The organism is Niabella aquatica (assembly GCF_054779315.1).
Genome location: NZ_BAAGYM010000005.1, coordinates 108,757 through 133,885 on the forward strand (window position 1 = coordinate 108,757; position 25,129 = coordinate 133,885).

Genomic DNA, 25,129 nt, shown 5'->3' on the forward strand with positions numbered 1-25,129 from the left:
ATCCAGTATCCATTGTCCAGTATCCAGTAGCCCTCAATCATGAACAAAAAAACAAACATTGATGAAGTATTTACTCACATATATTCTTTGTATTACATCACTGACGGGCTTTTCCCAGCAGGACACAGCTCGTTATATAGGAGAAATATTGTCTAATGTAGATTACCATCACGGCCAGTTAACACCTGCGGTGGGCGTGCATAATATCCAGGTATTTCGTGCCAACCGCGAGCATCCCGAATGGGCCGGCGGCATGAACTGGACCTATAATCATCAGCCTATGCTGGCGTATTGGAATAATACATTTTTCCTGCATTTTTTGAGCAACCCGGTTGGGGAGCATATTCCACCCAGTGCTACTTATCTGCTTACATCAAAGGATGGTTATCACTGGTCAAAACCTGTTGATCTTTTCCCTGTGTACCGGATCCCCAACGGGTTTAAAAAGAAAGATGATACGGCTGTCGCAAATAATATTGATGCCACAGTGCACCAGCGCATGGGCTTTTATACCGCAAAAAACAATAAGTTCCTTGCTTTAGGCTTTTATGGTATTGCATTGTATCCCAAAGATGATCCCAATGACGGCAATGGTATTGGCCGGGTAGTGAGGGAGATCAAAGCCGATGGAACACTTGGCCCTATTTATTTTATTCGTTACAATCATGATTTTAATGAAAAAAATACCAGCTATCCTTTTTATAAAAGATCAAAAGACAAAGCTTTTATAGCGGCCTGCGATGAGCTGCTGTCGCAACCCCTGCAAATGCAGCAGTGGGTGGAAGAAGCTGATAGAAATGATCCGCTGATTCCACTGAAAAAAGAGCTGAAAGCATTCAGCTATTATCATTTGCCCGATGGAAGGGTGATAGGCTTCTGGAAGAATGCGTTAACCAGTATGTCTGCCGATGGCGGTAAAACCTGGTTGTATAGCCCCTTACGTGCGCCGGGCTTTGTAAATGCCAATGCCAAGATCTGGGGGCAGAAAACCGTAGATGGGAAGTATATGACTGTTTACAATCCTTCAGAATTCAGGTGGCCGTTGGCTCTTTCGGTAAGTGACAATGGTTTGAAATATACGAACCTGTTGCTGGTAAATGGCGAGATCACATCCATGCGCTATGGCGGAAATTATAAATCTTACGGGCCCCAATACGTGCGTGGTATACAGGAAATGAACGGCAGGCCGCCGGGAGGTAATGCCTGGGTTTCTTACAGCGTCAATAAAGAAGACATGTGGGTGGCGAAAATTCCTGTGCCGGTGAAGAGCACTGTGGATCAGGAAGCCGATGATCAGTTCAGTTTATTAAAAGATAGCGGAGCATTAAATAGCTGGAACATCTACAGCCCTTTATGGGCGCCGGTTTCCATAGTAAAGGAGAACGGGCAAAAATATCTCTCTTTAAAAGATTTTGATCCTTTTGATTATGCAAAAGCAGAAAGGATAGTGCCGGAGGCAGGCAAAGTAAAAATTGAATTCAGCGTTACGCCCAAACAGGCTGCTAATGGCCGCCTGGATATAGAAGTGCAGGATGCAAAAAATATACCCTGCCTGCGTATATCATTTGATGCGGAAGGAAATATACTTACAAAAGCGGGCTACCGAAATAAAACGCTCAGCAGGTATGAGGCTGGTAAAAAATATGATTTTGTGATAGAGCTGAATACTGCTACGAGGTTGTACACTGTTTCTATTAATGGAAGCAGGCCTAATAATAATGTGATTTTTTCGCCCATTCACAAGGTGCATCATATCCTATTCAGAACCGGTGGTGTAAGGCGTTTTCCTGATGCTGATACGCCTACTGATCAGGATTATGACCTGCCCGGCGCTGGGGAAAAAGATAAGGAAGCGGTTTACAACATAGGCTATTTTAAATACTCGAAACTATTGTAAAGGTGTTATCAAATGCTACTCTCGGAATTATCACTGGCAACAGGGATTTTTTTCCTGATAATAAGGAGGTGCCCAAAAGCTCAATGCCTGATGTTTCGGCTTTGGGTGCTGGTATTTTTAAGAATATAGATGCGTTGCCAAATCTGAAAAGTGATAAAGTAGTTATAGTGCCATCCGTGCAGGCAGAAAAAGCAGAACGCTGGTGCCAGCAATGGCTGAATGTTATTCAAAACAAAAATTAAATGATGAGGATAGTTAAGCTTATAGTACTTGTTTGGACCCTGGTTATTGTTAAAAGTGGTTATAGCCAGCCTTTAATATTAAAAGCTGATGATTACAGGCATTATGTGGAGCATTTTAATACAATGGAAAATGAGCCGATTGTGCAGGCGGTTCCTAATAGTGAGGCCTGGCAATGGATGCAGCATAATATTCCGCTTTTTGAATGTCCTGATAAGTCATTTGAAGAGATCTATTATTTCCGCTGGTGGACCTTACGTAAGCATATTAAAAAAACCGACCAGGGCTATGTGCTGACTGAATTTCTGGTAAACCGCTCTTATGCCGATAAATACAACCTGATCAGCAGTGCACTGGGACATCACATTTATGAGTCACGCTGGCTGCACGATCAGCAATATTTAAATGATAATCTGCATATCTGGTACCGGGGCAATAACGGTAAACCATTGAACCGTTTAAGGTTTTACAGTAGCTGGAATATTGACGCGATCTGGAATCGTTACCTGGTAAATAGTGATCCCGCTTTTCTCAAAGAGTATTACCCGGATCTTGTTACAGATTATGCCGCCTGGGAGGCGGAAAAACGCTATCCCAAAGGATTGTTCTGGCAGTATGATGTAAGAGATGCGATGGAAGAAACCATCAGCGGTGGCAGAAAAGAAAAGAATCCCCGGCCTTCCATCAACGGGTATATGTATGGCAATGCCAAAGCGCTTGCTGCAATCGCTAAACTGGCGGGCGATACCAATACAGCGCAATTGTATTTACGCAAAGCAGACAGTATTAAAGCAGACGTGCAGCAAAAATTATGGAATGCCCAAAGTCGTTTTTTTGAAGTAAGGAAAGAGCAGGGCGATACACTGGCTAATGTAATGGAAGAAATAGGTTTTATTCCCTGGTATTTTAATTTGCCCGATGCCAGGTATAATACAGCATGGAAACATTTAATGAATCCTAAGCACTTTAATGCACCGGTAGGTATTACCACGGCCGACCGTAGCCATCCGGGCTTTAGAACCCATGGTTGCTGTAAATGCGAATGGGACGGAGCCGTATGGCCGTTTGCAACAGCGCAAACCTTAACCGCAATGGCTAATCTTTTAAATAATTATAAACAGACCCAAGTAACAAAGAACGATTATTTCCTGCAGCTGAAAAAGTACGCTGCCTTACAGCATAAAGAGGGGAGACCTTATATTGGCGAATATGCAGACGAAAAAACGGGTGAGTGGTTAACAAAAGACGACCGGGGGCGCTATTATAACCATTCTACTTTTAATGACCTGGTGATCACCGGGCTTGTAGGTTTGCGGCCACGTGCGGATAATATGATCGAGGTAAATCCTTTATTGCCGGCAAAGCGGTGGGATTGGTTTACTTTGGATAATATTTTATATCATGGAAAAATAGTTACAATTATTTGGGATAAAACGGGCAAAAAATATGGTAAGGGTAAAGGGTTGTGCGTTTGGGCCGATGGTAAATTAGTTGCCCGATCAAAAAAATTAAGTAGCGTTACAGGTGCCTTATAATGATGATCAGGAAAACGATATTAATTATTTTCTGCTTCTTTGCATTCATACATACGGGCTATGCGAAGCTTGTGCTGCCTAAGATACTGGGACATGACATGGTATTGCAGCAGGGCGAGCCGGTGGCTATCTGGGGCTGGGCCAATGCCGGCGAAGTGATAACGGTTACTTTTAAAGGACAGGTAAGGAAAGCTACCGGTAATGTTAATGGTGAATGGAAATTGACACTGGATCCTCTGAAAGCTTCTTTTGAACCTGCAACGCTTCGTATCTCCGGCACTTCGGAAACCATTCAGTTAAACAATATACTGGTAGGAGAAGTGTGGTTATGCTCGGGCCAGTCGAATATGGAATTTGCTATGCGCAAGCTGGCAAAATTAAATCCGCCGCCTGGCGCTGATTGGCCGGTGAACGAAGTAGCAGAAGCTGATAATGGAGTATTACGCATCTTTTTAGTGGAACGAAAAAAAATGCAGCCCGATAGTTCTCATGCTGGTTGGGCCGAAGGTAAAGGAGAGGCATTGCGCAGTTTTTCGGCAGTAGGCTATTTTTTTGCAAAAGAATTGTACGGTAAGCTGAAAGTGCCGGTAGGAGTTATTGCTGCTGCCATTCCGGGCAGCCGTATCGAGCCATGGATGCCGGCAGAAGCGATGGAACAGCAGGCTTATTTTAAAGAGAACGCGGGTAAACCCGAAGCAAAAATAGATGGCGATCCCGGTAAATTTTATACGCCGATGATCGAACCTTTAATTCCTTTTACATTAAAAGGTTTTCTCTGGTACCAGGGAGAAAGCAACTGTTTTTTAAATGAGCGGTTACAGTACAGCTATAAAATGAAATCGCTGATTGATTATTGGAGAAAAAAATGGCACAATAATGAGCTGCCGCTTTATTATGTGCAGATAGCGCCCTATTATTATTCAAAAACTACCGACCGCCCATATACAGTGTACAGTGAGCCGGAGTTTTGGGAAGCCCAGGCTGCGGTATTAGATGTGCCCAATACGGCAATGGTTGCTACTATTGACTTGAATGACGACCTCAAAGATCTGCACCCGGTGAATAAATGGGAGGTAGGCCAAAGACTTGCCCAATCGGCGCTTGCTAAAACATATAAGGTAAGCAGCAGGCAGGCAATGGGACCGGTATTTAAGTCGGCAGCTAAAAAAGGAGATACATTTATTATTGATTTTGACTATAAAGGGAAGGGCTTAAAAAGCAGGGATGGCAGCGCTTTGAGCTTTTTTGAGTTAGAAGATACCAACGGTGCTTATCATAAGGCAAATGCAATAATAAAAGGGAGTAAAATTGTGGTAAAGTCAAACGGGATAAAAGATCCTCGATCTGTCCGGTTTGGGTGGCGGGAAGATGCAAAGCCCAACCTGGTTAATTCAGATGGATTACCTGCTTTGCCTTTTAGAACAAAAAAAGGACGAGCAGTGAGAGGAACGATGAAGTGAGTGACCCGCCACGGCGGGCAGGCACAACGAAGATGCCATACTTGCCTGCTGCAAGCAGGTATTCAAAAGCTGACAACATAAAAATAATGCGACATATTGTTTATATATTTCTTTTGATAACTGCGGTGCCATTGCAGGCACAGCAAACGGAAGTACGGTACCTGAGCGGTCGTGGAAACGATGATATGGTGAGTTGGGACTTTATGATAACAGGAGGTATGAATGCCGGTAAATGGTCGAAGATCGGAGTGCCTTCCTGCTGGGAACTGCAGGGTTTTGGTAAATACGATTATGGCTTTGCCAAAGATGCCGTGCGGGGTAAGGAGAGTGGGTTGTATAAGAAAACCTTTGCAGTGCCTGCATCCTGGAAGGGTAAGGTTGTGAATATTGTTTTTGAAGGCGTAATGACAGATGCTACCTTTAAGGTCAATGGTAAGTTGGCTGGCCCTGTTCACCAGGGAGCCTTCTATGCCTTTAAATATGATATCTCTGGCCTAGTAAAATATGGCAAGGAAAACCTGCTTGAAGTAAAGGTAGATAAGCATTCGGCTAATAAAAGTGTAAACGCTGCCGAGCGGGAAGCGGATTACTGGATATTTGGAGGCATTTTCAGGCCGGTTTGGCTGGAGGTTTTACCCCAAAACCATATAAATGATATTAGTATAGATGCTAAAGCTAACGGGCATTTTAGCACTTCATTTAAAGCAACAAATATCTACAGGTTTGAAATAGCATTTTATGATGGGCAGGATCAGTTAGTGCATACTGTTAAAGAAGTGGTTCAGAAAGACAAAAAGTTATCGCATCATAATATCTTAACTGTTATTAATAACCCTAAGTTATGGACAGCTGAAACACCTGATCTGTATCGTGCAGATTATACAATTTATGATAACAAGGGTACCATCTTACATACTGTATCAAAGAAATTTGGATTCAGAACGGTAGAAGTGAAGCAGCGTGACGGTATTTATGTAAACGGCGTGAAAATGAAATTTAAGGGAGTGAACCGCCATTCCTTCAGACCAGAAAGCGGCAGAACCACCAGCTACAAAAACAGCGTGGATGACGTATTGCTGATGAAAGAAATGAACATGAATGCGGTTCGTATGTCGCACTATCCGCCCGATGATCATTTTTTGGATGTTTGCGATTCGTTAGGCCTGTATGTGATTGATGAATTGGCAGGATGGCACGGTCATTACGATACACCTACCGGAAGCCTGCGCGTAAAGGAAATGGTGGAGCACGATCGTAATCATCCTTCCGTTGTGATCTGGGCCAATGGTAATGAAGGCGGCAGCAATCCGGAGCTGGATGCGTTGTTTGGTAAATATGATTTACAGAACAGGGTGGTGATTCATCCCTGGCAATTGCATAACGGTATAGAAACACAGCATTACAGGCAATACAACTATGGTGTAGGTAATTATGACAATGGCCGTGAAATAGTGATGCCTACCGAGTTCCTGCATGGCTGGTTTGATGGCGGTCATGGAGCAGGATTGGAAGATTACTGGAATAAAATGTGGAACAATCCTTTAAGCGCCGGAGGCTTTCTTTGGGATTTTGCAGACCAGGGCGTAGTAAGAAGAGATTTAAAAGACTCCATTGACACAGATAAAAGCCGCGGTGCAGATGGGATTGTAGGACCGCACCATGAAAAAGAAGGAAGCTTCTACACGATTAAAGAAATATGGAGCCCTGTCCATGTTGAACGCAGGGAGATAACACCTCTATTCGATGGTGTCTTCAATATTGAGAACCGGTATCATTTTACAAACCTGAACACCTGCACATTCACCTGGAAGCTGAAAAAATTTAATATCACCTATGAAAGTGAAAAGACCGGTGCTGCCCAGGCGCCGGATATTCTGCCAATGCAGAAAGGGCAGCTAAAAGTTTTATTGCCTGAAAACTGGAATAGCTACGATGTTCTGTACGTTACAGCAAAAGACAAATACAACAAAGAACTGTTTACCTGGAGCTTCCCGATTAGTAGTCCTGTAAAAACAACAGCAGCCCTGGTAAAGAACAGTACAAGAGCTAATGATGTTGTCATCACAGAATCGGGTAATGATTATAACGTAAAAGTTGCTGATGTAGCATTGAGATTCAGTAAGACAACCGGCCTGCTCAAAGAAGTGTCCAATAGTAAAGGTATTATTCCATTATCCAATGGCCCTGTCATCCAGGAAGGGGTTACCAATTTTGCAGGTATTACCTATAAATATGATGATAATAAAAATCTTGTCATCAGTTCTGCTTATGATAAAAAGAAAAGCTTTAATACCCTGCAATGGACCATTCACAGGAATGGATGGGTACAACTGAAGGTGAATTATTTTCCTGATTCACTTCATAACAAATTCCTGGGTATCAATTTTGATTTGCCTGAAAATAAAATACGTTCCGTTACCTACATGGGTATAGGGCCTTATCGTGTATGGAAAAACCGAATGAAAGGTGGCCGGTTTGGTGTCTGGAAAAAAGAATATAATGATACAGAAACAGGCGAGCAGTGGAAATACCCTGAATTTAAAGGCTATTATGCCGGGTTTTATGGTGGCTTTATCAATACTGCCGGTGATCAAAGTTTTACGGTTGCTACCGAAACGGAGGATCTGTTCCTGCGCCTGTACAGCGCCCGATGGAAAACAGACCAATGGCATAATTATGAGCCCTGGTTCCCCAAAGGTGATATTTCTTTTATGAACGCCATCCCATCTATTGGTTCACGTACGCAAACCCGCGAAACCACCGGGCCTATGGGGTTAGATAATATTTACTATGATTATGAAAAAGACCCGGTGAGAGCGCTGCGTATTGTGCTGTGGTTTAATTTTGGAGGATAAAAACACCATTATGTTAACCAAACACAAACAAACCATCAAAGAGTTGAAGTCAGTGATCCTTAGAAGCAGGTATCGTGCGGCTACTTTGGCAAATAAAGAATTATTATTGTTATATTTTTCAGTGGGCAGATTAATCGTTGAAAGATCTGAAACAGAATCCTGGGGATCTGGTGTCTTGGATAGAATTGCAACGGATTTACAGGCAGAGCTTCCCGGATTAAGAGGTTTTTCTACCACAAGCCTTAAAAAAATGCGCTTGTTTTATACAGAATGGATGAACTCAATTCTTCCGTCAGCAACGGACGAATTATCAAACTTGCAAAAAAAAACCAGACAAAAGAATATAAGTAAAATTGATAACCTGGAATTTAGTCCGTTGTTAACGGACCAATTTAAAAAGGCGTTTTTTTCAATTGGTTTTACACATCATTATGAAATACTAGTTAAAGCTAAGTCGGTTGATGAAAGAGTTTTTTATATCCACAAGACTTTTGAAGAATTTTTATCGGTTGACAACCTGATTAATAGTATAAAAAGCAACACATTCAAAAAACGGGGCACTCTTCTGAATAATTTTTCACAAACCATTATAGATGAAAGTTACAGGGAAAAAGCCCTGCTCTCCTTCAAAGACGAGTATCTGTTTGATTTTATGAATATTGAGGATGCGGATTTTGTTGATGAACGTGAGATCGAAAATGAGATTGTTCGTAACATACGAAAATTCATTTTATCTATTGGTAGTGATGGGCTTATTCCAGGTTATAGAGGTCGTCATGCCGTCCCGATTGCTATCGAGAGTAAGGAGGCATCTCCTGAATATAAGAGGATATCCCTCGCTTTGCTGCCAATGATATATTGTAAACATGATGATTACCAGTCGTCACCTCGACCGAAGGGAGAGGTCTTCTTCAAATTCAGAAGATTTCTCCCTCCACTGCCTGCCCGTTCCGTTCAGGCGGGTGTTCCGGTCGAAAAGACGATCCTTTTTGTCATCATCACAAAGGTGAGGTATTGCCTAATCAGTAACTAAGGATGACGTTCAATAAGGATTTTTTTTTCGTACTATCCTAAAGCATTAAAAGAATTATTATAATGAAATACTATTTTAACTATCCGGTTTTATTTTTTGTATTTATCTTTTCGTTACTGTGTCAACCAGTAAATGCGCAGAACGTAAAAGTAGTCAACCTGCTTTGTGAGCAGCAATCTCATCCCATTGGTATTGCAACCTTACAGCCTCGTTTCAGCTGGCAGTTAGAATCAGATCAGCGCAATGTAAAGCAAACATCTTATGAAATCATTGTGGCAAGTTCCAAAGCCAATGCAGAAAAAAATATCGGGGACGTATGGTCTTCCGGCGTGGTAAATACGGATGATGCCGTTTTGATCCCCTTTCAGGGGAAGGGACTCCTGCCCAACCGGTATTATTATACTAAAGTAAAAGTTACAACTAATAAAGGGGACGCGGTTTGGAGCAAGCCGGCATTTTTTACAGTAGGATTTGTAAACCCGTCATCCTGGAAAGCCAAATGGATAGGTTATGATAAAGCATTTCCCTGGGATAGCGTATCCCAATGGTCGCGCCTGTCTGCACGTTATTACCGGAAAGAATTTTCTGTCGCTAAAAAAATAAAGAAAGCATTTGTCAACATTGTAGGGCTGGGCATGTATGAGCTGATGATCAACGGCAAAAAAATGGGTGATGCTGTGCTGGCCCCTGCGCCAACCGACTATCGCAAATCTGTATTGAGCAATACTTTTGATGTTACCGAACATATCACTAATGGCGCTAATGCAGTAGGCGTGGTTTTAGGCAATGGCCGTTTCTTTACCATGCGCCAGGATTATAAACCGCATAAGATAAATAATTTTGGTTTTCCGAAATTGTTGTTTCAGCTGGACCTCATATATGAGGATGGTTCTTCGCAAACCATTGTGTCTGATCAAACCTGGAAGTTTACTGCTAACGGTCCCATACGTACCAATAATGAGTATGATGGTGAAGAATATGATGCCATTAAAGAATTAGGCAACTGGAGTGTCGCAGGATATGCCGATAACAAATGGATGAAAGCAGCGCTGGTAAAAGCACCTGAAGGTAAGATCACGCCTCAGCCTAATCAGCCTATGAAAGTGATGCAAAAGATTAAACCGGTTGCGCTTAAAAAACTCAACAGTGAAGTTTATATTCTTGATATGGGGCAGAACTTTTCCGGTTGGATCCAGATAAAAGTAAAAGGTAAAAAGGGGGATAAGGTAAAAATGCGCTTTGCCGAAAGCCTGCAGCCTGGAGGTGAACTATATGTAGCTAACCTGCGCGATGCAAGAGTAACCGATATATATACATTGAAAGGGGGAGGAGAAGAAACCTGGCACCCCGTATTTGTTTATCATGGGTTCAGGTATGTAGAAATAACAGGTTGGCCGGGAGAACCTGTTATTGATAATTTTGAAGGGCACATGGTGTATGATAAAATGCAAACTACCGGGCAGCTGGTAACGTCCAATACAACCATCAACCAGATCGTAAAGAATGCCTGGTGGGGGATAGCTTCAAACTACAAAGGCATGCCGGTTGATTGTCCGCAACGTAACGAACGCCAGCCCTGGCTGGGCGACAGGGCGCAGGGCGCCTACGGTGAAAGCTTCCTGTTCAGCAATGCCTCGCTTTATGCCAAATGGTTAGACGATATCCGGGAATCTCAAACAGCAGAGGGCGCCATTCCTGATGTGGCCCCTGCTTACTGGAATTATTACAGCGATAACATGACCTGGCCGGGCACTTACATATTGGTAGCAGATATGTTGCACCACCAGTTTGGCGATAAGCAGAGTATCATCAAACATTATCCATACATGAAAAAATGGATGATGTACATGAAAAATAAATACATAAAAAACTTTATCGTAACCAAAGATAAATATGGCGATTGGTGTGTACCGCCCGAAGATCTGAAGATGATTCGCTCGCAGGATAGTACACGTACAACCAAAGGTGAATTATTAGCGACGGCTTATTATTACCGGTTGCTGGAAATAATGGAACGCTTTGCCGTCATCGCCGGGAACACAAATGATACTGGTGTTTACGGAAATTTACGAAAATCGATCCGGACCGCCTTCAATAAAAAGTTTTACCATGAAAGTGCGGGCGGGTACGACAATGGCACGGTAACAGCCAACCTTTTGCCTTTATATTTTGGAATAGTAGAAGAGACCAACAAACAACGGGTTTTTGAAAGTATCATGAAAAAGCTGGAAGCAGACAACATGCATATCAGTACAGGCGTAATAGGCACGCAATGGCTGATGCGTGGATTGACCAGGTGTGGAAGACCCGATGCAGCGTTGACACTGGCCTCTAACAAAACCTATCCGAGCTGGGGATATATGATTGAGAACGGGGCTACCACTATATGGGAACTGTGGAATGGGAATACTGCCAACCCGCAAATGAACTCTCAAAACCATATCATGCTGTTGGGTGATCTGCTGATCTGGATGTTTGAGAGCCTGGGTGGTATTAAAGCAGCCGCTCCTGGTTTCCGGGAAATAGAAATGAATCCTTCTTTTGTAGAAGAGCTCGACAATGTAAAAGCGTCGTATCGGTCAGTGTACGGAGATATCAAAAGCGAATGGTCGCAAAAAAGCGGTAAGATAAAATGGAGTATAGAAGTGCCGGCTAATACCTCAGCCATCATCAGCCTGCCGGCTGGTAAAGCACAAACAATAACCGAGAATGGTAAAAAAGCCTCTATTGCAGAGGGAGTGACGTTTTTACAATACCAAAACGGTATTGCAACTTTTAGTGTAGCAAGCGGTGCTTATCAATTTGAAAACTAGCTTTATAAGAAATGAGTAACAGAACTATAGCTTGGTAATTAAGTAATCCATTGGGGTACGCTCTACCAGGGATGGTGGGCCGATGGTTTTGGATTCTATTGGTATACTGTTACGACAGGATATGTCTTCGGGTTTCTTATGGCCCAATCATACCTCTCCCGTAAACACGACGATAAGAAAGATTGGGTACGTCCCAGAAATCTGCAGTTTATAAGACACAACAGCGGCAAACCACAAGTACTGGTATTTTCACCAGCAATAAAATTCGGCTATATATAAAATGTTAGGCGCCTTGAAGACAGGGTATCCAGCTTTAAATAAAACGTATCATTATTGTATAATTAAACAAGTCAGAAGATTGCAAGATCTTTTGCCAGGGCAGGTTCTACTCCTCTTCCTGAGGGAGGTGGGCTGAGGCGATTAACCAAATTTTAAATTTATTAATATTAGTCGGATAATAGTGATGCAGCATTATTAATCTAAAAAAATATTAGTCTATTAAATAAATAGACTAATATTTTTTACTATTTTTGCCCCCCTGGATACAAAATTCAGCAATCCTGCCGGGAATCCGCAGCAGCACGGATTTGATGAAGTAATCGGTTCCGAAACCAAATACATTGCAGATGGAGATTATTTTTATCCCTATGATAAAATAGCAACATACACTACGGGGGCGGAAGATGAGTATTTAACAGACAGACAGTGCAAAGAGGCTTCGGATTTTATCGAAAGAAATAAAAAAGCCCCCTTCTTTTTATACCTGCCTTTTTACGCTGTGCATACACGGTTAGATGCTCCCGGATCGCTGGTAAAAAAATACAGGCAGAAGTTTGATGCAAAATATGGCGCCGGCGCAGCAGCTAAAATGTACGACGATCCTGAAAACAAACGGCATGAGGGAAAGCATATAGATAATCCTTACCTGGCGGCAATGATAGAAAGCATTTACAACGGAATAGGAAGAATTATGGCAACATTAAAGAAAAATGGTTTGGAGAAAAATACGTTGGTGATATTTTTCTCTGATAATGGCGGTGTTACCGGTTTTGCAAATAATGGAATCCTGCGTCTTGGAAAATCGTGGCTGTATGAAGGAGGTATCAGGGAAAATTTAATTGCAAGATGGCCTGCAGTTATAAAACAGGGAAGCGTTTCGGATGACATGGTTTGCGGTATTGATTTTTATCCTACTTTCATTGAAATGGCCGGTATTAAAAACAAACCCGGTAATATCATTGACGGGAAAAGTATTTTAGATGTTTTTAACGGTAACAAATGGGACAGGGAAGATGCGCTGTTCTGGCATTATCCTTCAGAAACAGGCAGGTGGGTGCCACGTATGTGCAGCGCAGTAAGAAAGGGTGATTACAAATTGCTTTATTTTTATGCTGATAAGCGGATAGAGTTATATGATTTATCAAAAGATCCGTCTGAAGAAAATAATATAGTAGCCGCTTATCCGCAAAAATTCAAAGAGCTGAAAGCCGTTTTAGATAAGTGGAAGAAAGACGTGAACGCCGAAGAACCTGATGTAAATGCAGATGCTAAAAAGAGAAGTAAGAAATAATACAATATAAGAATTTTAAAATATCAGGAGACTATATTTTCTTGCCGGGCTAAACGATTACTGCTGGCTGTTTGTATGCAATTACTCATTACAGCAGTATATAACGTAGCCATAACACAGCAGGTGCTTATCAGAAATTATAGCGTAAATGAAGGTATGTCTTCACTGTATGGAATATTATACAGGACGATCACTCGTCCTATTTCGAATAACCAGGTGCGCAGGCTACAGCAGGATAATGACGGCAATATATGGGTGGGCACTTTTGGCGAAGGTGTTGATATATTAAACGTTGTTACAGGAGCTGCAAGGCATATTAAAGCCAGAACAACCAGCCAGTTTAGAAACCTGTACAGGAGAGCTGGTATACAATCTGTTGCGTTTCAGGGGCGTGCAGCAGCGCGGGTATAATCAATGAATGATCAAAAAAGCATTTTATCTTTTATCTCTGGGCCTGATAACCCTGCGTTTCAGCTTAAATGTAATATGCTTGGCGCTTTTTTGCCTGAATAAAAGTACGCCTACACAAATGCCCATTGCCAGGCAGAACAATAACGAAGAGGCTAATACAAAATTATGCACTGTGTCTAGCATTATATTATTGGCATCCTGTTTGGCAGCGTCCAGGTCGGTAATTTTTAGTAAACCCAGCATGGTCCGGTAAGCGTACAGACCGGGTATCATAGTAATACAGGCGGGCACGGTAAATACTACGGGAGGTGTATGTACTTTATGTGCTAAATAAATACCTGCAATGCCTATGAATAATGCAGCAAGCAAGGTAGAGATTACGATGCCCGACCCTATTTGAAAGTGCAGCAGGTAACGTAGCAAATGTCCTGATCCTCCTAATAAACCTGCAACCCACAATACAGAACGGGGAGTTCTGAATAGTACCGCAAAACCTATAGCCACAACTGCAGCTAATAAAAAATCTTTTATCGACAAGAAAAATATTTCGTTCATGATTTTAAAAGTTGCTAAGGCCAATAAACATAATACTTAAGGTAATGCCTACCGCGATCCATAATACAATATAGCTGCTGAATGCCCCCCTGGCAAGGGCCATGGGGTAATATCCCTCAATGAGGTCAATAACGCTGTTGATCATTTGTACACCAGGTATAAGATACAGTACGCAGGTAGCTGCTGTTATTTCCGGTTTGTTACCAATTTTAAAAATAGCATCGGTACTGGCGATCATTGAACTTACAAATGAAGCGCCCATTATAGTGATCACAGACAGAAACCCTCTTTTTTCCAGTTCCTGCCTCACATACATACCGGTAAAGCCGGCTACTCCTGCAATACCGGCGCTTTTCAGGTTCCCGCCGGCAATAAAGCACAAGGCAAAACAGGCAAGTCCAACGGCAATCAGTATTTCCCAGCGGGAATAAGTAGGTTCTGTTTTTATTTCTTCCAGGGCTTCTTCTATTTCAGCTACCTCCATGTTATCTTCCTTCACTTTCCACGACAGCAGGCTAATATCTTTAAGAATATTAAAATTTGCATGATGTTTGGTGAGCTTTTTATGGCGTGTGGCATAGATCGTGGGGTCAGATTTTAATTGTATGGTAATAATAAGACCTGTGTAATCAAAGAAAATGTCTACATCGTATCCTAACTGGTTACCTATGCGCTGTACATTTCTGTTGATACGCTCGCTCGTGGCGCCGGATGCCAGCAAGGTAGAGCCAATATCTAGTAATAAATCGGTATGAGTTCCTGCGAGATGTTTGATTTCGGAACGGTCCATTGATATAGTTTTTTGCAAAAATAGCTGCTATGAGCTTTTAATAAAGATTATTGAATGATTTATTCAGTAATGGCTACCCAGAAACTGTGCCATTTCCTCTGGTAGCCAATACGCGATGCTATAAATAATGCAAGAGCGGAGTTGGAAATTCAGAAGAGGTTGGTATAATATGCAGATCCAATGTTTTTTTATGAACTTAACAATAAGATCAGTAATTGTGCACCAACAATTCTCAGGATCATAGTTAACGGATATACTGTTGCATAAGATATGGACGGTATATCGTTGCCCGCTAGTTTGGTAGCAAAGGCTAAGGCCGGGGGATCTGTAGAAGCACCCGACAGCAGCCCACAGATCTCGAAATAAGTTTTTTTAAAGACCCGTTTAGCTAAAATGCCAATGACCAAAAGCGGTATTACCGTAATGATAACGCCTAACATTACCCATATAAATCCCTGTCCGCCGGCAAACGCAGTAGACAGGTTTTTGCCGCTGCCCAAACCCACACTGGCCAGGAACAGGCAAATACCCAGTTCGCGTATCATTTGATTGGCACTATTGGTAGTATAGTTATTCAAGTAAAAAACATTTCCAAACCGGCTCAACAATAATGAAATGATAAGCGGTCCTCCCGCCATTCCGATTTTTACAGGCACCGGCATGCCCGGGAAACTGATTGGAATACTGCCAAAGATCACTCCTAATACAATACCGATAAAAATGGGAGCCAGGTCGGGCGCTTCCAGTTTTTTTAGAGAATTGCCTACTGCATCAGCAGCCCGTTGTACAGACTCTTCGGTTCCTACTACTTTTATAACATCCCCCAGTTGCAGCAGCATGTTTCCATGAGGTACCATTTCAATTCCTGCTCTTTTTAAACGGGTAAGCGTAAAATTGGCGTGGGCCAGTTCAGAAAGATCTCCCAGCCTTTTATGTGTTACCGATTTTTTGGTTACCACGATTCTCCTGGAGATCAGTTTACTTTCAGATACATCTTTCAGGTTATGTTCTGTAAAGGGGCCCACGATCAGCTTTAACTGAAGTATTTCTTTTTTGGAGGCTACAATAAGCAGTACATCATTTTCCAAAAGAATGGTTTCAGGAGTAGGAGTTATAATTTCTCCATGCTGCAGCATACGGGAAACAATAATTTTTTCCTTAAGCATGTCGAATAGCTTTTTCAGGGGTTGCCCGTACAGCAGCTTATTCTCCAGCCTGAAATGATGAGAAACAGGTTTGTTGGAACGGAATATATCCAGCTTTCGGTGCAATTCCTGTTCATGGGTAATATTCACCCTGAATATTTTTTTCAGCAACAGAAGAGAGCCAATGATACCAAAAACGCCCAGCGGATAAGTACAGGCATAGGCAAGAGTAATAAATGACCTGTCTGTGTTGCTTAAGTTAAATTCTGAAGCGGCAGCCTGTGCTGCAGCCAGCCCCGGTGTATTGGTAACTGCGCCGCTCATGATACCTACCATAGTAGATATATTGTATTTGCTGGCATAAAAAATAATAATAGTAATAGCGATCCCTGTTATCACTGTTAATCCGGCTATAAGATTGCTGTTGAGGGCATTCTTTTTTAAGCTGGCAAAAAAACTGGGCCCCACCTGCAGTCCGATAGCATACACAAAAAGGATCAGCCCGAATTCCTTAAGAAAGTGTTCGGTAGGTTCATCAACAGTAATACCCATGTAGGAAAGAAACATTCCTGTAAAAAGCACAAAGGTGGTGCCCAGCGAAATACCTCCAAATTTAATTCTACCAAGCCATAACCCCACTGAAATTGAAAGTCCGAAAACCAGTATAGTCTGAGCTATAGAATTAGTTGTAAAAAGGTTTACGAACCAATCGATCATACGCATAATTTTAATATGCAGGTGGCAGTTTTAATACCGCCACCCACATCAGTTTACAAAAAGGGCAGGCAATATAGAGGTCGTACTTTTTAATAAGCTTCAGTAACGCTGCCGCATGCTGTTTGAGGAAAAAGGCTGTTTATAAAAGATTTATTTTAAACATTTTACATCATCCGTCGTTCTGGCCGGTACCATAATATTTTATGGCCGTTATAGCCGGAAAGAGAACTTTACTTAATATAATTCCAGGGTTCATAACAAACAGTATAAATGGTTCCTTAATTACACGTCGAAATTACTTTGGTCCATAATGCCCTTTACTGTTTTTAGTCATGTCGGTATATGATATTGATTAGGTGACAGATATCAGCAAATACATATTATTTACTGTATTTTAGTTATATTTTCCAGTTAATTATCAAGCTGGTTCCTGGTTAATTATTTTATTTTAGGTGCCATAAAAACTGTAGCAGGTTTATGTGAAAACCGGCTTTTACCCGGGGCAATCGTGTTATTATTTATATGTGCCGTATTGTGATCTAAAATCAGCACAATAACAGGAAAATTATGATTATTGCTGGTTTTCGGAACTCATACTGCCAGCTCCGGATTGATTTCACTAACCTGTTTTAACCCAAAAGCCTGTAAGAATGCAGGATTAGGTAAAAAATATAGGAATGAAAAAAAATATTTATCTGTATTTACTTCTTTACATAACATTGCCTGTTGTGGCAGTAAAGGCACAAAATCAACGGTGGAAACAGGGAATTCTGGCAGATGAGTTTATTTATGCGCACGCACCTTTTCCTCAGGCTCATTCTGCTACCATTGCAGAAACAGAGGAAGGACTGATTGCTGCCTGGTTTGGCGGAACGAAGGAAGGCAATAGAGATGTGTGCATCTGGACAAGCCATCTTAAAGAGGGAAAGTGGACTGTCCCGGTAATGGTTGCCGATGGTGTGCTGAACGATACTTTACGATATGCCTGTTATAACCCGGTTTTATATCAGGTACCCAACGGAGAGCTGATCCTGTTTTATAAGATAGGACCCAATGTGGCCGGCTGGACAGGCTGGCTGAAGCGTTCGAAAGACAACGGGCACACCTGGAGCGAGCGTGAGGCCCTGCCGGATGGCTACCTGGGACCGATCAAAAATAAGCCGGAACTGATAAATGAGGTATTGATTTGCCCATCGAGCACAGAAAAGAATGGCTGGAAAGTGCATTTTGAATATACAAAAGACTGGGGCAAAACCTGGACGAAATCCGGACCTGTCAATGACGGTAAAAAGTTTTCAGCCATCCAGCCTTCTGTTTTAAAGCACCGGAATGGCGATCTACAGGCGCTGGGCCGTACCCGAAATATGGTCATTTTTCAAAGCTGGAGCAGAGATGGTGGTAAAACGTGGAGTGAAATAACAGCGCTGGATCTGCCTAATAATAATTCCGGAACGGATGCCGTAAGTTTAAAAGACGGGCGGCACCTGTTGGTATATAACCATGTACTGCCTGACAGCAGTTGGGTAAAAGGCAAAGGACCGCGAACGCCTTTAAACGTCGCCGTTTCTAAAGATGGTAAAAAATGGTATGCAGCGCTGGTGCTGGAAGATTCACCTGTTAGCCAGTATTCTTACCCTTCCGTTATACAAAGCAGGGATGGAATGATACATATCGTATACACCTGGAGACGGGAGAAGATCAAATATGTAAAAATCGATCCTGCCAAATTGAAGTTAAGCAGGATAAAAAATAAAAAATGGCCGGGAAAGTCCCTAGCTAAAAAAGGGATGATTACCGATGATTAACAGCCTGCTTAAATGTAGTGATGGAATTGATGATGCAGCTAAAATAATCCATAAGGAATCATTGAGTAGCTGTTAAATAGCTATAGGATGATTTAACTATTTTGCAATATAGTTACAGTAATAATTTTGAAACCTTTTTATAAATCCTTTAGTTTCGCAATGTGAGGTTTTTTGCATTTATAATGACGGTCTATCTTTTTACCTTATCCTGCATGCCGTGTGCAGATCGGGATGAATATGTTATGAATGCCGAAATCAAAGCTTTAAATACAAGTACTGCCAATAGCCATGAGCATGAAAATGATCATTGTACACCAATATGTGTTTGCTCCTGCTGCTCTGTTTTTATAACGTTTCAACAGGCATTTTCTTCTGCCAAACCTGTTTTTTTTATAAGAAAACATCAAATCTGCAAAAGTACTTTTTCATTTCTCTTTATTAACAATATCTGGCAACCGCCAAAAACCAATACCTGATCTTTTATAGCTAGCCGGTGTGTGTTCAATTGTTCTGTTATTTCAGGGCTGTTGTAATGTTATGCAGCACCTGTAGCTTGTTTTATTGTAAGCCGAGATGGATGATCCCATTCATTATTGTTAAGTATTAATTCTGTGTATAGTGTTAGATCTCATCATAAAATTCAGTATCAAAAATAAACTGGTTATTTGTGTTCTGACTTTACTGCTAATGGTATGGGGCGTTTGGAGTGCTTCCCGTTTACCTATTGATGCAGTTCCTGATATTACTAATAACCAGGTACAAATCATTACCGTTTGCCCTACTTTAGCAGGACAGGAAGTGGAGCAGTTGGTCACTTTTCCTATAGAGCAAAGCATCGCTAATATTCCCGATCTTGAAGAAACGCGTAGTATATCGCGATTTGGCCTTTCGGTGATTACAGTCGTTTTTAAAGAAAAGGTAGATATCTATTTTGCCCGCCAGCTCATCAACGAAAGGCTTAAAGAGGCCGAAGAAAAAATTCCTAAAGGGATAGGCACACCCGAGCTGGCCCCTGTGAGTACCGGCCTGGGAGAAGTATATCAATACATCCTTCACCCTAAAAAAGGAAGCGAGCAAAAATATAATGCTAAAGACCTGCGCACGATGCAGGATTGGATCGTAGCCCGTCAGTTATATGGTACTCCCGGGATTGCTGAAGTAAACAGCTTTGGAGGAGAACTGAAGCAGTACGAAGTGGCCGTTAATCCCAATCGGCTCAAAGCAATGGGTGTGAGTATTACCGATATTTTCAATATTCTTGAAAAGAATAATCAGAATACGGGCGGCGCTTATATTGATAAAAAGCCCAACGCCTATTTTATTCGTGGTATTGGTTTGGCAACCTCCTTGGAGGATATAAAAAATATAGCAGTCAAAAACAACACCGGTACTGTTCCTGTTTTTATTAAGGATGTGGCAGAGGTGCGGCTGGGGCATGCTATACGTTATGGAGCAATGACCTATAACGGAGAAGTGGATGCTGTAGGTGGCGTTGTGATGATGCTCAAGGGCGCTAACAGCAACGAAGTCGTAACCCGAATAAAAAATAAAATTCCGACCATTCAAAAATCATTACCTGAAGATGTCATTATTGAGCCTTTTCTCGACAGGACCAATCTCGTAGACAGAGCCATCCATACAGTTGAAAAGAACCTGATTGAAGGAGCATTAATCGTGATTTTTGTTTTGGTTATTTTTCTTGGGAACCTGCGTGCTGGGTTGATTGTGGCATCTGCTATCCCTTTATCCCTGTTGTTTGCTTTAGGTATGATGAACGTTTTTGGCGTGAGTGCGAACCTGATGAGCCTCGGTGCTATTGACTTTGGCTTGATAGTAGATGGAGCAGTGATTATAGTAGAAGCTACCTTACATCATTTAGGTTTGCGTAAATCTGTAAATAAACTTACTCAGGCAGAAATGGACCATGAAGTATTTCAGTCAGCTTCCAAAATACGGAACAGTGCCGCTTTTGGTGAAGTTATCATCCTGATTGTATATATTCCTGTACTTACGCTGGCAGGTATTGAAGGTAAAATGTTCACCCCTATGGCTAAAACGGTAGGCTTTGCTATATTGGGCGCTTTGATTTTATCACTTACTTACATCCCTGTAATGTGTACGTTGTTTTTGTCTAAAAAAATACAACATAGGGAAACTTTTTCAGACAGGCTCATGACAAAACTGCAAAGGCTCTATCAGCCATTGTTGCAAAAAGCTATTGAAATAAAATATTGGTTAGTAGGGGTAACAATAATTTTATTTGTGTTTTGCCTTTTGCTGTTCAGGAATATGGGCGGAGAGTTTATTCCTCAATTGCAGGAAGGAGATTTTGCTTTTCACTGTATACTGCCGCAGGGGAGTTCGCTTAGTCAGAGTATTGAAACGTCAATGCAGGCATCCCGTATCATCAGGCAGTTTGATGAGGTCAAAATGGTGGTGGGTAAAACAGGATCTGCTGAAGTGCCTACCGATCCTATGCCACCTGAAGCTACCGATTTGATTATTGTTCTGAAGCCGGTAAAAGACTGGCGGTCCGGCAGGTCTTACGATGAATTATCTGGAGCAATGATGAAGGAGCTGGAGCGTATCCCCGGTGTGTTCTTCGAAGAAAATCAACCCATACAAATGCGCTTCAATGAGTTGATGACCGGTATCAGACAAGATGTGGCTGTGAAAATTTTTGGTGAAAATATGGATACGCTTGCCTTGTATGCAGAAAAGGCAGGCAAGGTTATTCAGGATGTGAACGGTACTACTGGTCCGCAAATAGAACGTGTAAGCGGCTTACCTCAAATTAATGTAGTCTACGATCGTACCCGTTTGGCAAACTACGGGTTGAATGTAGAAGAAGTGAACAATGTATTAAGCACTGCTTTTGCTGGAAAATCAGCCGGACAGATATTTGAAAATGAAAGGAGGTTTGATTTAGTGGTACGTTTAGACAGTACCCATCGGTCCGATATAGATGATGTACGTAATCTCATGATTCCTGTTAATACAGATATTCAAGTTCCTTTATCACAGGTTGCTGATGTTAGCTACAAGCTGGGTCCGGCTCAAATAAGCCGAGAGGAGAGCAAGCGCAGGATCGTTATAGGCTTTAATGTATCGGGCAGAGATGTGCAAAGTGTGGTAGAGGACATCCGGCAACAGCTGGAACAAAAAGTAAAATTGCCTGCAGGATATTATTTCACTTATGGCGGCCAGTTTGAAAACCTGCGCGCAGCAACTAACCGGTTAATGATAGCTGTTCCTGTTTCGTTATTGCTGATTTTTGTGCTGCTCTATTTTACATTTCATTCTGTAAAGCAGGCCGCATTAATTTTTACGGCTATTCCTATGAGTGCAATAGGTGGAGTATTTGCATTGATTCTACGGGATATGCCTTTCAGCATTAGCGCAGGTGTAGGATTTATTGCCCTGTTTGGCGTGGCTGTGCTAAATGGCATCGTATTAATTGGAACCTTTAACCAATTAGAAAAAGAGGGTGTTTCCAGCATCCTGAAACGGGTAATGGAGGGAACAAAAATAAGGTTACGTCCTGTATTGATGACTGCTGCAGTAGCATCCTTAGGATTTTTGCCAATGGCAATAAGCACCGGTGCGGGGGCAGAGGTTCAAAAACCTTTGGCAACGGTTGTTATTGGAGGATTGGTAACAGCCACTTTCCTTACGCTTTTTGTATTGCCAATTCTTTACATCATTTTCAATTCAAAAATTAATTTTAAAAGAAGGGGACGTATGAAACTCATTATTTCCGGGTTATTTTTTTGCTTAAGCATAATATCTGTAACACAGGCACAGGAAAGAATAACTATAGATGCCGCTCTGGCTATCGCCTTAAAAAATAATTTACAATATGCTGTTAACGAGGCTGAAGTTCAGCGTGCTGCGATAAATATAAAAACAGCCGGAGAGATACCTAAAACCGGTGTGTTTGCCGAAAACGAGGATCTGAGTCCGGCAGACAGGGCAGGTATTCTTAAAATCGGTTTGTCGCAAAACATTGCATGGCCGGGATTGTACACTGCCCGGAGAAACTACCTGAAAGAGCAGTTAAAGTATGAAGAGCTCAATGCCGATATGCTGAATACTACACTCAAACGAGATGTAAGGATGGCCTATTATCAGCTGTGGTATTTGCAGGATAAGCATTCGTTATTACAAAAATTAGATAGCATTTATACCGTGTTATTCAATACTACGGAATTACGGGTAAAAACCGGAGATGTAGCAAAGCTGGATCAAATAGCGGCTGGTGCCAAACTACAGGAATTGCATGCTGTATTGGAGCAAAATAAAAAGGATATGTTGGCACAGCAGCAGCAGCTAATGATATTGCTAAATCAGGATGAATGGATACTTCCTGTTGAAGGTGCTTTAGAAAAACTAAAGATCGCCGAACCCGCAGCCGGCAATATACATCCGTTGTTGGGGCTTCAGCAACAAAATGTAAACATAGCCTCCTCCAATATATCGGTTCAAAAAAATACGAATAAACCAGAGTTTTCCGGCAGAGTATTCAGTCAAGCACTTTGGGGCGCAAAGAACCCGCTTACCGGCTTTTCGGTCACTGCAGCTTTTCCTTTATTTGGTGTGAATGCTTATCGCAGTAAAATAAAAGCAGCAACCGCGGAAAAGAATGTGCAGGAGACAATGCTGACGTATCAAACACAGTTGCTGAAAACTCAAAAAGCAGTGTCTGTAACATCTCTTGAAAAAAATCTGTCGCTCCTGAACTTTTACGAAACAACAGGACTGAGACAGTCAGAAGAAATTATCAGCGCTGCGCTGCTCAGCTATAAAACCGGGGAAATAAACTTTGCAGGATTAAGCCAGTTCTTAAGCCAGGCCATAACTATCAGACAAAACTATTTGGATATACTCAATCAGTATAACCAGTCGGTAATTCAATATCATTATTTTAACAATCAATAAGAAGACATAAAATGAAGATAATAATCAATATCCTTTTTTTAATTACTATAACGGTACTATTTAATAGTTGTGTAGACAGGCATACAGAAATTGACAGCCATGCGCATGATGATAGCGAAAGCCGGAAAGGCAAGGCTTCCACGGAAGAGCACTCTGAAGATACACGGGTGGTTGCTGCCCTTACCGGAGAGCAAATGAAAGCAATTGGTTTGGAGTTGGGAGTAATTCAAAGAAAAGAGCTTACAGATGCCATAAGGGTGAACGGAATATTAAAAGTACCTAACAATAATAAGGGGAATGCCACTTCTTTATATGGAGGCGTAATACAAAAGATGAATGTAGAGATAGGCGACTATGTCCGCAAAGGCCAGGTAGTAGCTACTATTGTAAACCCTCAGTTCATACAAATGCAGGAAGAGTATCTTTCTGTTAATAGTAAAATTATGTTTGCCGATCAGGAGCTTCAGCGTCAGCAGGAGCTAAACGAAGGTAATGCAGGCGCTAAAAGAAATCTGCAGTCTGCTATAGCTGAACTCAGTGCGTTACGCACCCGCAGGGCATCTCTGTATCGGCAATTACAGATGATGGGCTTCCATCCTGGCAGCATCACTAATTCCAATATGCGCACTGCGCTGGCAGTTAAAAGCCCGGTTAGCGGTACCGTAAGTAATGTATTCACAAAAATTGGCAGCTATGTAGACGTTTCGTCTCCCGTAATTGAAGTGGTAGATAATAGCTCATTACACCTGGATTTGCAGGTGTTTGAAAAAGATCTGCCTAAAATGAAAGTAGGACAGGTTATTCACTTTACTATTACCAACAATCCGGTAAGAGAATACGATGCCAAAGTATTCAGTATTGGGTCTACCTTTGAAAACGAAAGCAAAACCATAGCAGTTCATTGTGCTGTTACCGGAAACAAAGCGGGGTTAATTGATGGAATGAACGTAACCGGTCTGGTAAGCCTTGATAATATAACATCGCCGGCTGTACCCAGTGATGCGATTGTAGAAGCGGATGGGAAGTATTACATTTTTATCCAGACAAATAAGATGCACCCGGCTGAACGTGAAAAAGCACCCGGCCATAATGATCATGCAAATGATAAAAACGGAGCTGAATATAAAGATGAAAAGAAAACAGGACAGTACGTCAAGGAGCGGGAAAAGGTGATGCATTTTGAGAAGATCGAAATAATTAAAGGCGTGTCTGATTTAGGATATACAGCTATCACTTTTGTGGATGAAGTACCTGACAAGGCTAAGGTAGTAACCAAGGGAGCATTCTTCATAAATGCAAAATTGTCCAATACAGGCGGTCACGAGCATTAAAATAAAACTATTGTAAATGAGCTTAAAGGCTGAA

Annotated in this window: 16 protein-coding genes; 13 read left to right on the top strand and 3 right to left on the bottom strand. The window is 41.8% G+C overall.

The genetic code is table 11. The annotated features are described in order from the left end of the window. Positions 1-61: 61 nt before the first annotated feature. From ACYVBM_RS05440 to ACYVBM_RS05480, 9 genes are all read left to right on the top strand, one after another. Positions 62-1,897: a six-hairpin glycosidase gene (locus ACYVBM_RS05440; RefSeq protein ID WP_460684613.1), complete on the top strand. Its 1,836-nt coding sequence runs from the start codon at positions 62-64 to the stop codon at positions 1,895-1,897. Positions 1,898-1,899: 2 nt separating this feature from the next. Continuing rightward, the gene (locus tag ACYVBM_RS05445) at positions 1,900-2,139 is read left to right on the top strand and encodes a hypothetical protein (protein ID WP_460684614.1); all 240 of its coding nucleotides are present in this window, start codon (positions 1,900-1,902) and stop codon (positions 2,137-2,139) included. Continuing rightward, the gene (locus ACYVBM_RS05450; protein WP_460684615.1) at positions 2,140-3,672 is read left to right on the top strand and encodes an MGH1-like glycoside hydrolase domain-containing protein; all 1,533 of its coding nucleotides are present in this window, start codon (positions 2,140-2,142) and stop codon (positions 3,670-3,672) included. After that, positions 3,672-5,132 carry a sialate O-acetylesterase gene (locus ACYVBM_RS05455; protein WP_460684616.1) on the top strand — a complete coding sequence of 487 codons (1,461 nt, stop codon included), beginning with the start codon at positions 3,672-3,674 and terminating at the stop codon, positions 5,130-5,132. The genes ACYVBM_RS05450 and ACYVBM_RS05455 overlap by 1 nt, the downstream gene beginning before the upstream one ends. Positions 5,133-5,218: 86 nt before the next feature. Then, positions 5,219-7,987 (top strand): glycoside hydrolase family 2 protein, encoded by a 2,769-nt coding sequence (locus ACYVBM_RS05460; protein WP_460684617.1) that lies wholly within the window; start codon positions 5,219-5,221, stop codon positions 7,985-7,987. Positions 7,988-7,997: 10 nt separating this feature from the next. Further along, positions 7,998-9,020, top strand: a complete 1,023-nt coding sequence (locus ACYVBM_RS05465; RefSeq protein ID WP_460684618.1) for a DUF1016 N-terminal domain-containing protein — start codon at positions 7,998-8,000, stop codon at positions 9,018-9,020. 62 nt (positions 9,021-9,082) lie between these two features. Beyond that, positions 9,083-11,833: a glycoside hydrolase family 78 protein gene (locus tag ACYVBM_RS05470; RefSeq protein WP_460684619.1), complete on the top strand. Its 2,751-nt coding sequence runs from the start codon at positions 9,083-9,085 to the stop codon at positions 11,831-11,833. 538 nt (positions 11,834-12,371) lie between these two features. Beyond that, positions 12,372-13,403, top strand: coding sequence for a sulfatase/phosphatase domain-containing protein (locus tag ACYVBM_RS05475; RefSeq protein WP_460684698.1), 1,032 nt, complete (start codon positions 12,372-12,374; stop codon positions 13,401-13,403). A gap of 75 nt (positions 13,404-13,478) precedes the next feature. After that, a complete protein-coding gene (locus tag ACYVBM_RS05480) occupies positions 13,479-13,814 on the top strand; it encodes a two-component regulator propeller domain-containing protein (RefSeq protein ID WP_460684620.1) in 336 nt (111 codons plus the stop codon). Between the two features lie 24 nt (positions 13,815-13,838). Here ACYVBM_RS05480 and ACYVBM_RS05485 read toward each other — a convergent pair whose 3' ends face one another. From ACYVBM_RS05485 to ACYVBM_RS05495, 3 genes are all read right to left on the bottom strand, one after another. Beyond that, positions 13,839-14,369 carry a threonine/serine exporter family protein gene (locus tag ACYVBM_RS05485; RefSeq protein ID WP_460684621.1) on the bottom strand — a complete coding sequence of 177 codons (531 nt, stop codon included), beginning with the start codon at positions 14,367-14,369 and terminating at the stop codon, positions 13,839-13,841. A 4-nt stretch (positions 14,370-14,373) separates the two neighbouring features. After that, on the bottom strand, positions 14,374-15,159 hold the full coding sequence (locus ACYVBM_RS05490; protein WP_460684622.1) for a threonine/serine exporter family protein: 786 nt from the start codon (positions 15,157-15,159) through the stop codon (positions 14,374-14,376). Positions 15,160-15,347: 188 nt separating this feature from the next. Beyond that, positions 15,348-17,021, bottom strand: coding sequence for a putative transporter (locus ACYVBM_RS05495; protein ID WP_460684623.1), 1,674 nt, complete (start codon positions 17,019-17,021; stop codon positions 15,348-15,350). Positions 17,022-17,698: 677 nt separating this feature from the next. Here ACYVBM_RS05495 and ACYVBM_RS05500 point away from each other — a divergent pair. The 4 genes from ACYVBM_RS05500 (at position 17,699) to ACYVBM_RS05515 (ending at position 25,095) form a co-directional block, all read left to right on the top strand. Beyond that, entirely contained in the window at positions 17,699-18,826 is a 1,128-nt protein-coding gene (locus ACYVBM_RS05500) for a sialidase family protein (protein WP_460684624.1), read from the top strand. 161 nt (positions 18,827-18,987) lie between these two features. Continuing rightward, positions 18,988-19,302 (top strand): DUF6660 family protein, encoded by a 315-nt coding sequence (locus ACYVBM_RS05505; RefSeq protein ID WP_460684625.1) that lies wholly within the window; start codon positions 18,988-18,990, stop codon positions 19,300-19,302. Positions 19,303-19,444: 142 nt separating this feature from the next. Then, the gene (locus tag ACYVBM_RS05510; protein ID WP_460684626.1) at positions 19,445-23,764 is read left to right on the top strand and encodes a CusA/CzcA family heavy metal efflux RND transporter; all 4,320 of its coding nucleotides are present in this window, start codon (positions 19,445-19,447) and stop codon (positions 23,762-23,764) included. A gap of 11 nt (positions 23,765-23,775) precedes the next feature. Beyond that, on the top strand, positions 23,776-25,095 hold the full coding sequence (locus ACYVBM_RS05515; RefSeq protein WP_460684627.1) for an efflux RND transporter periplasmic adaptor subunit: 1,320 nt from the start codon (positions 23,776-23,778) through the stop codon (positions 25,093-25,095). Positions 25,096-25,129: the final 34 nt, after the last annotated feature.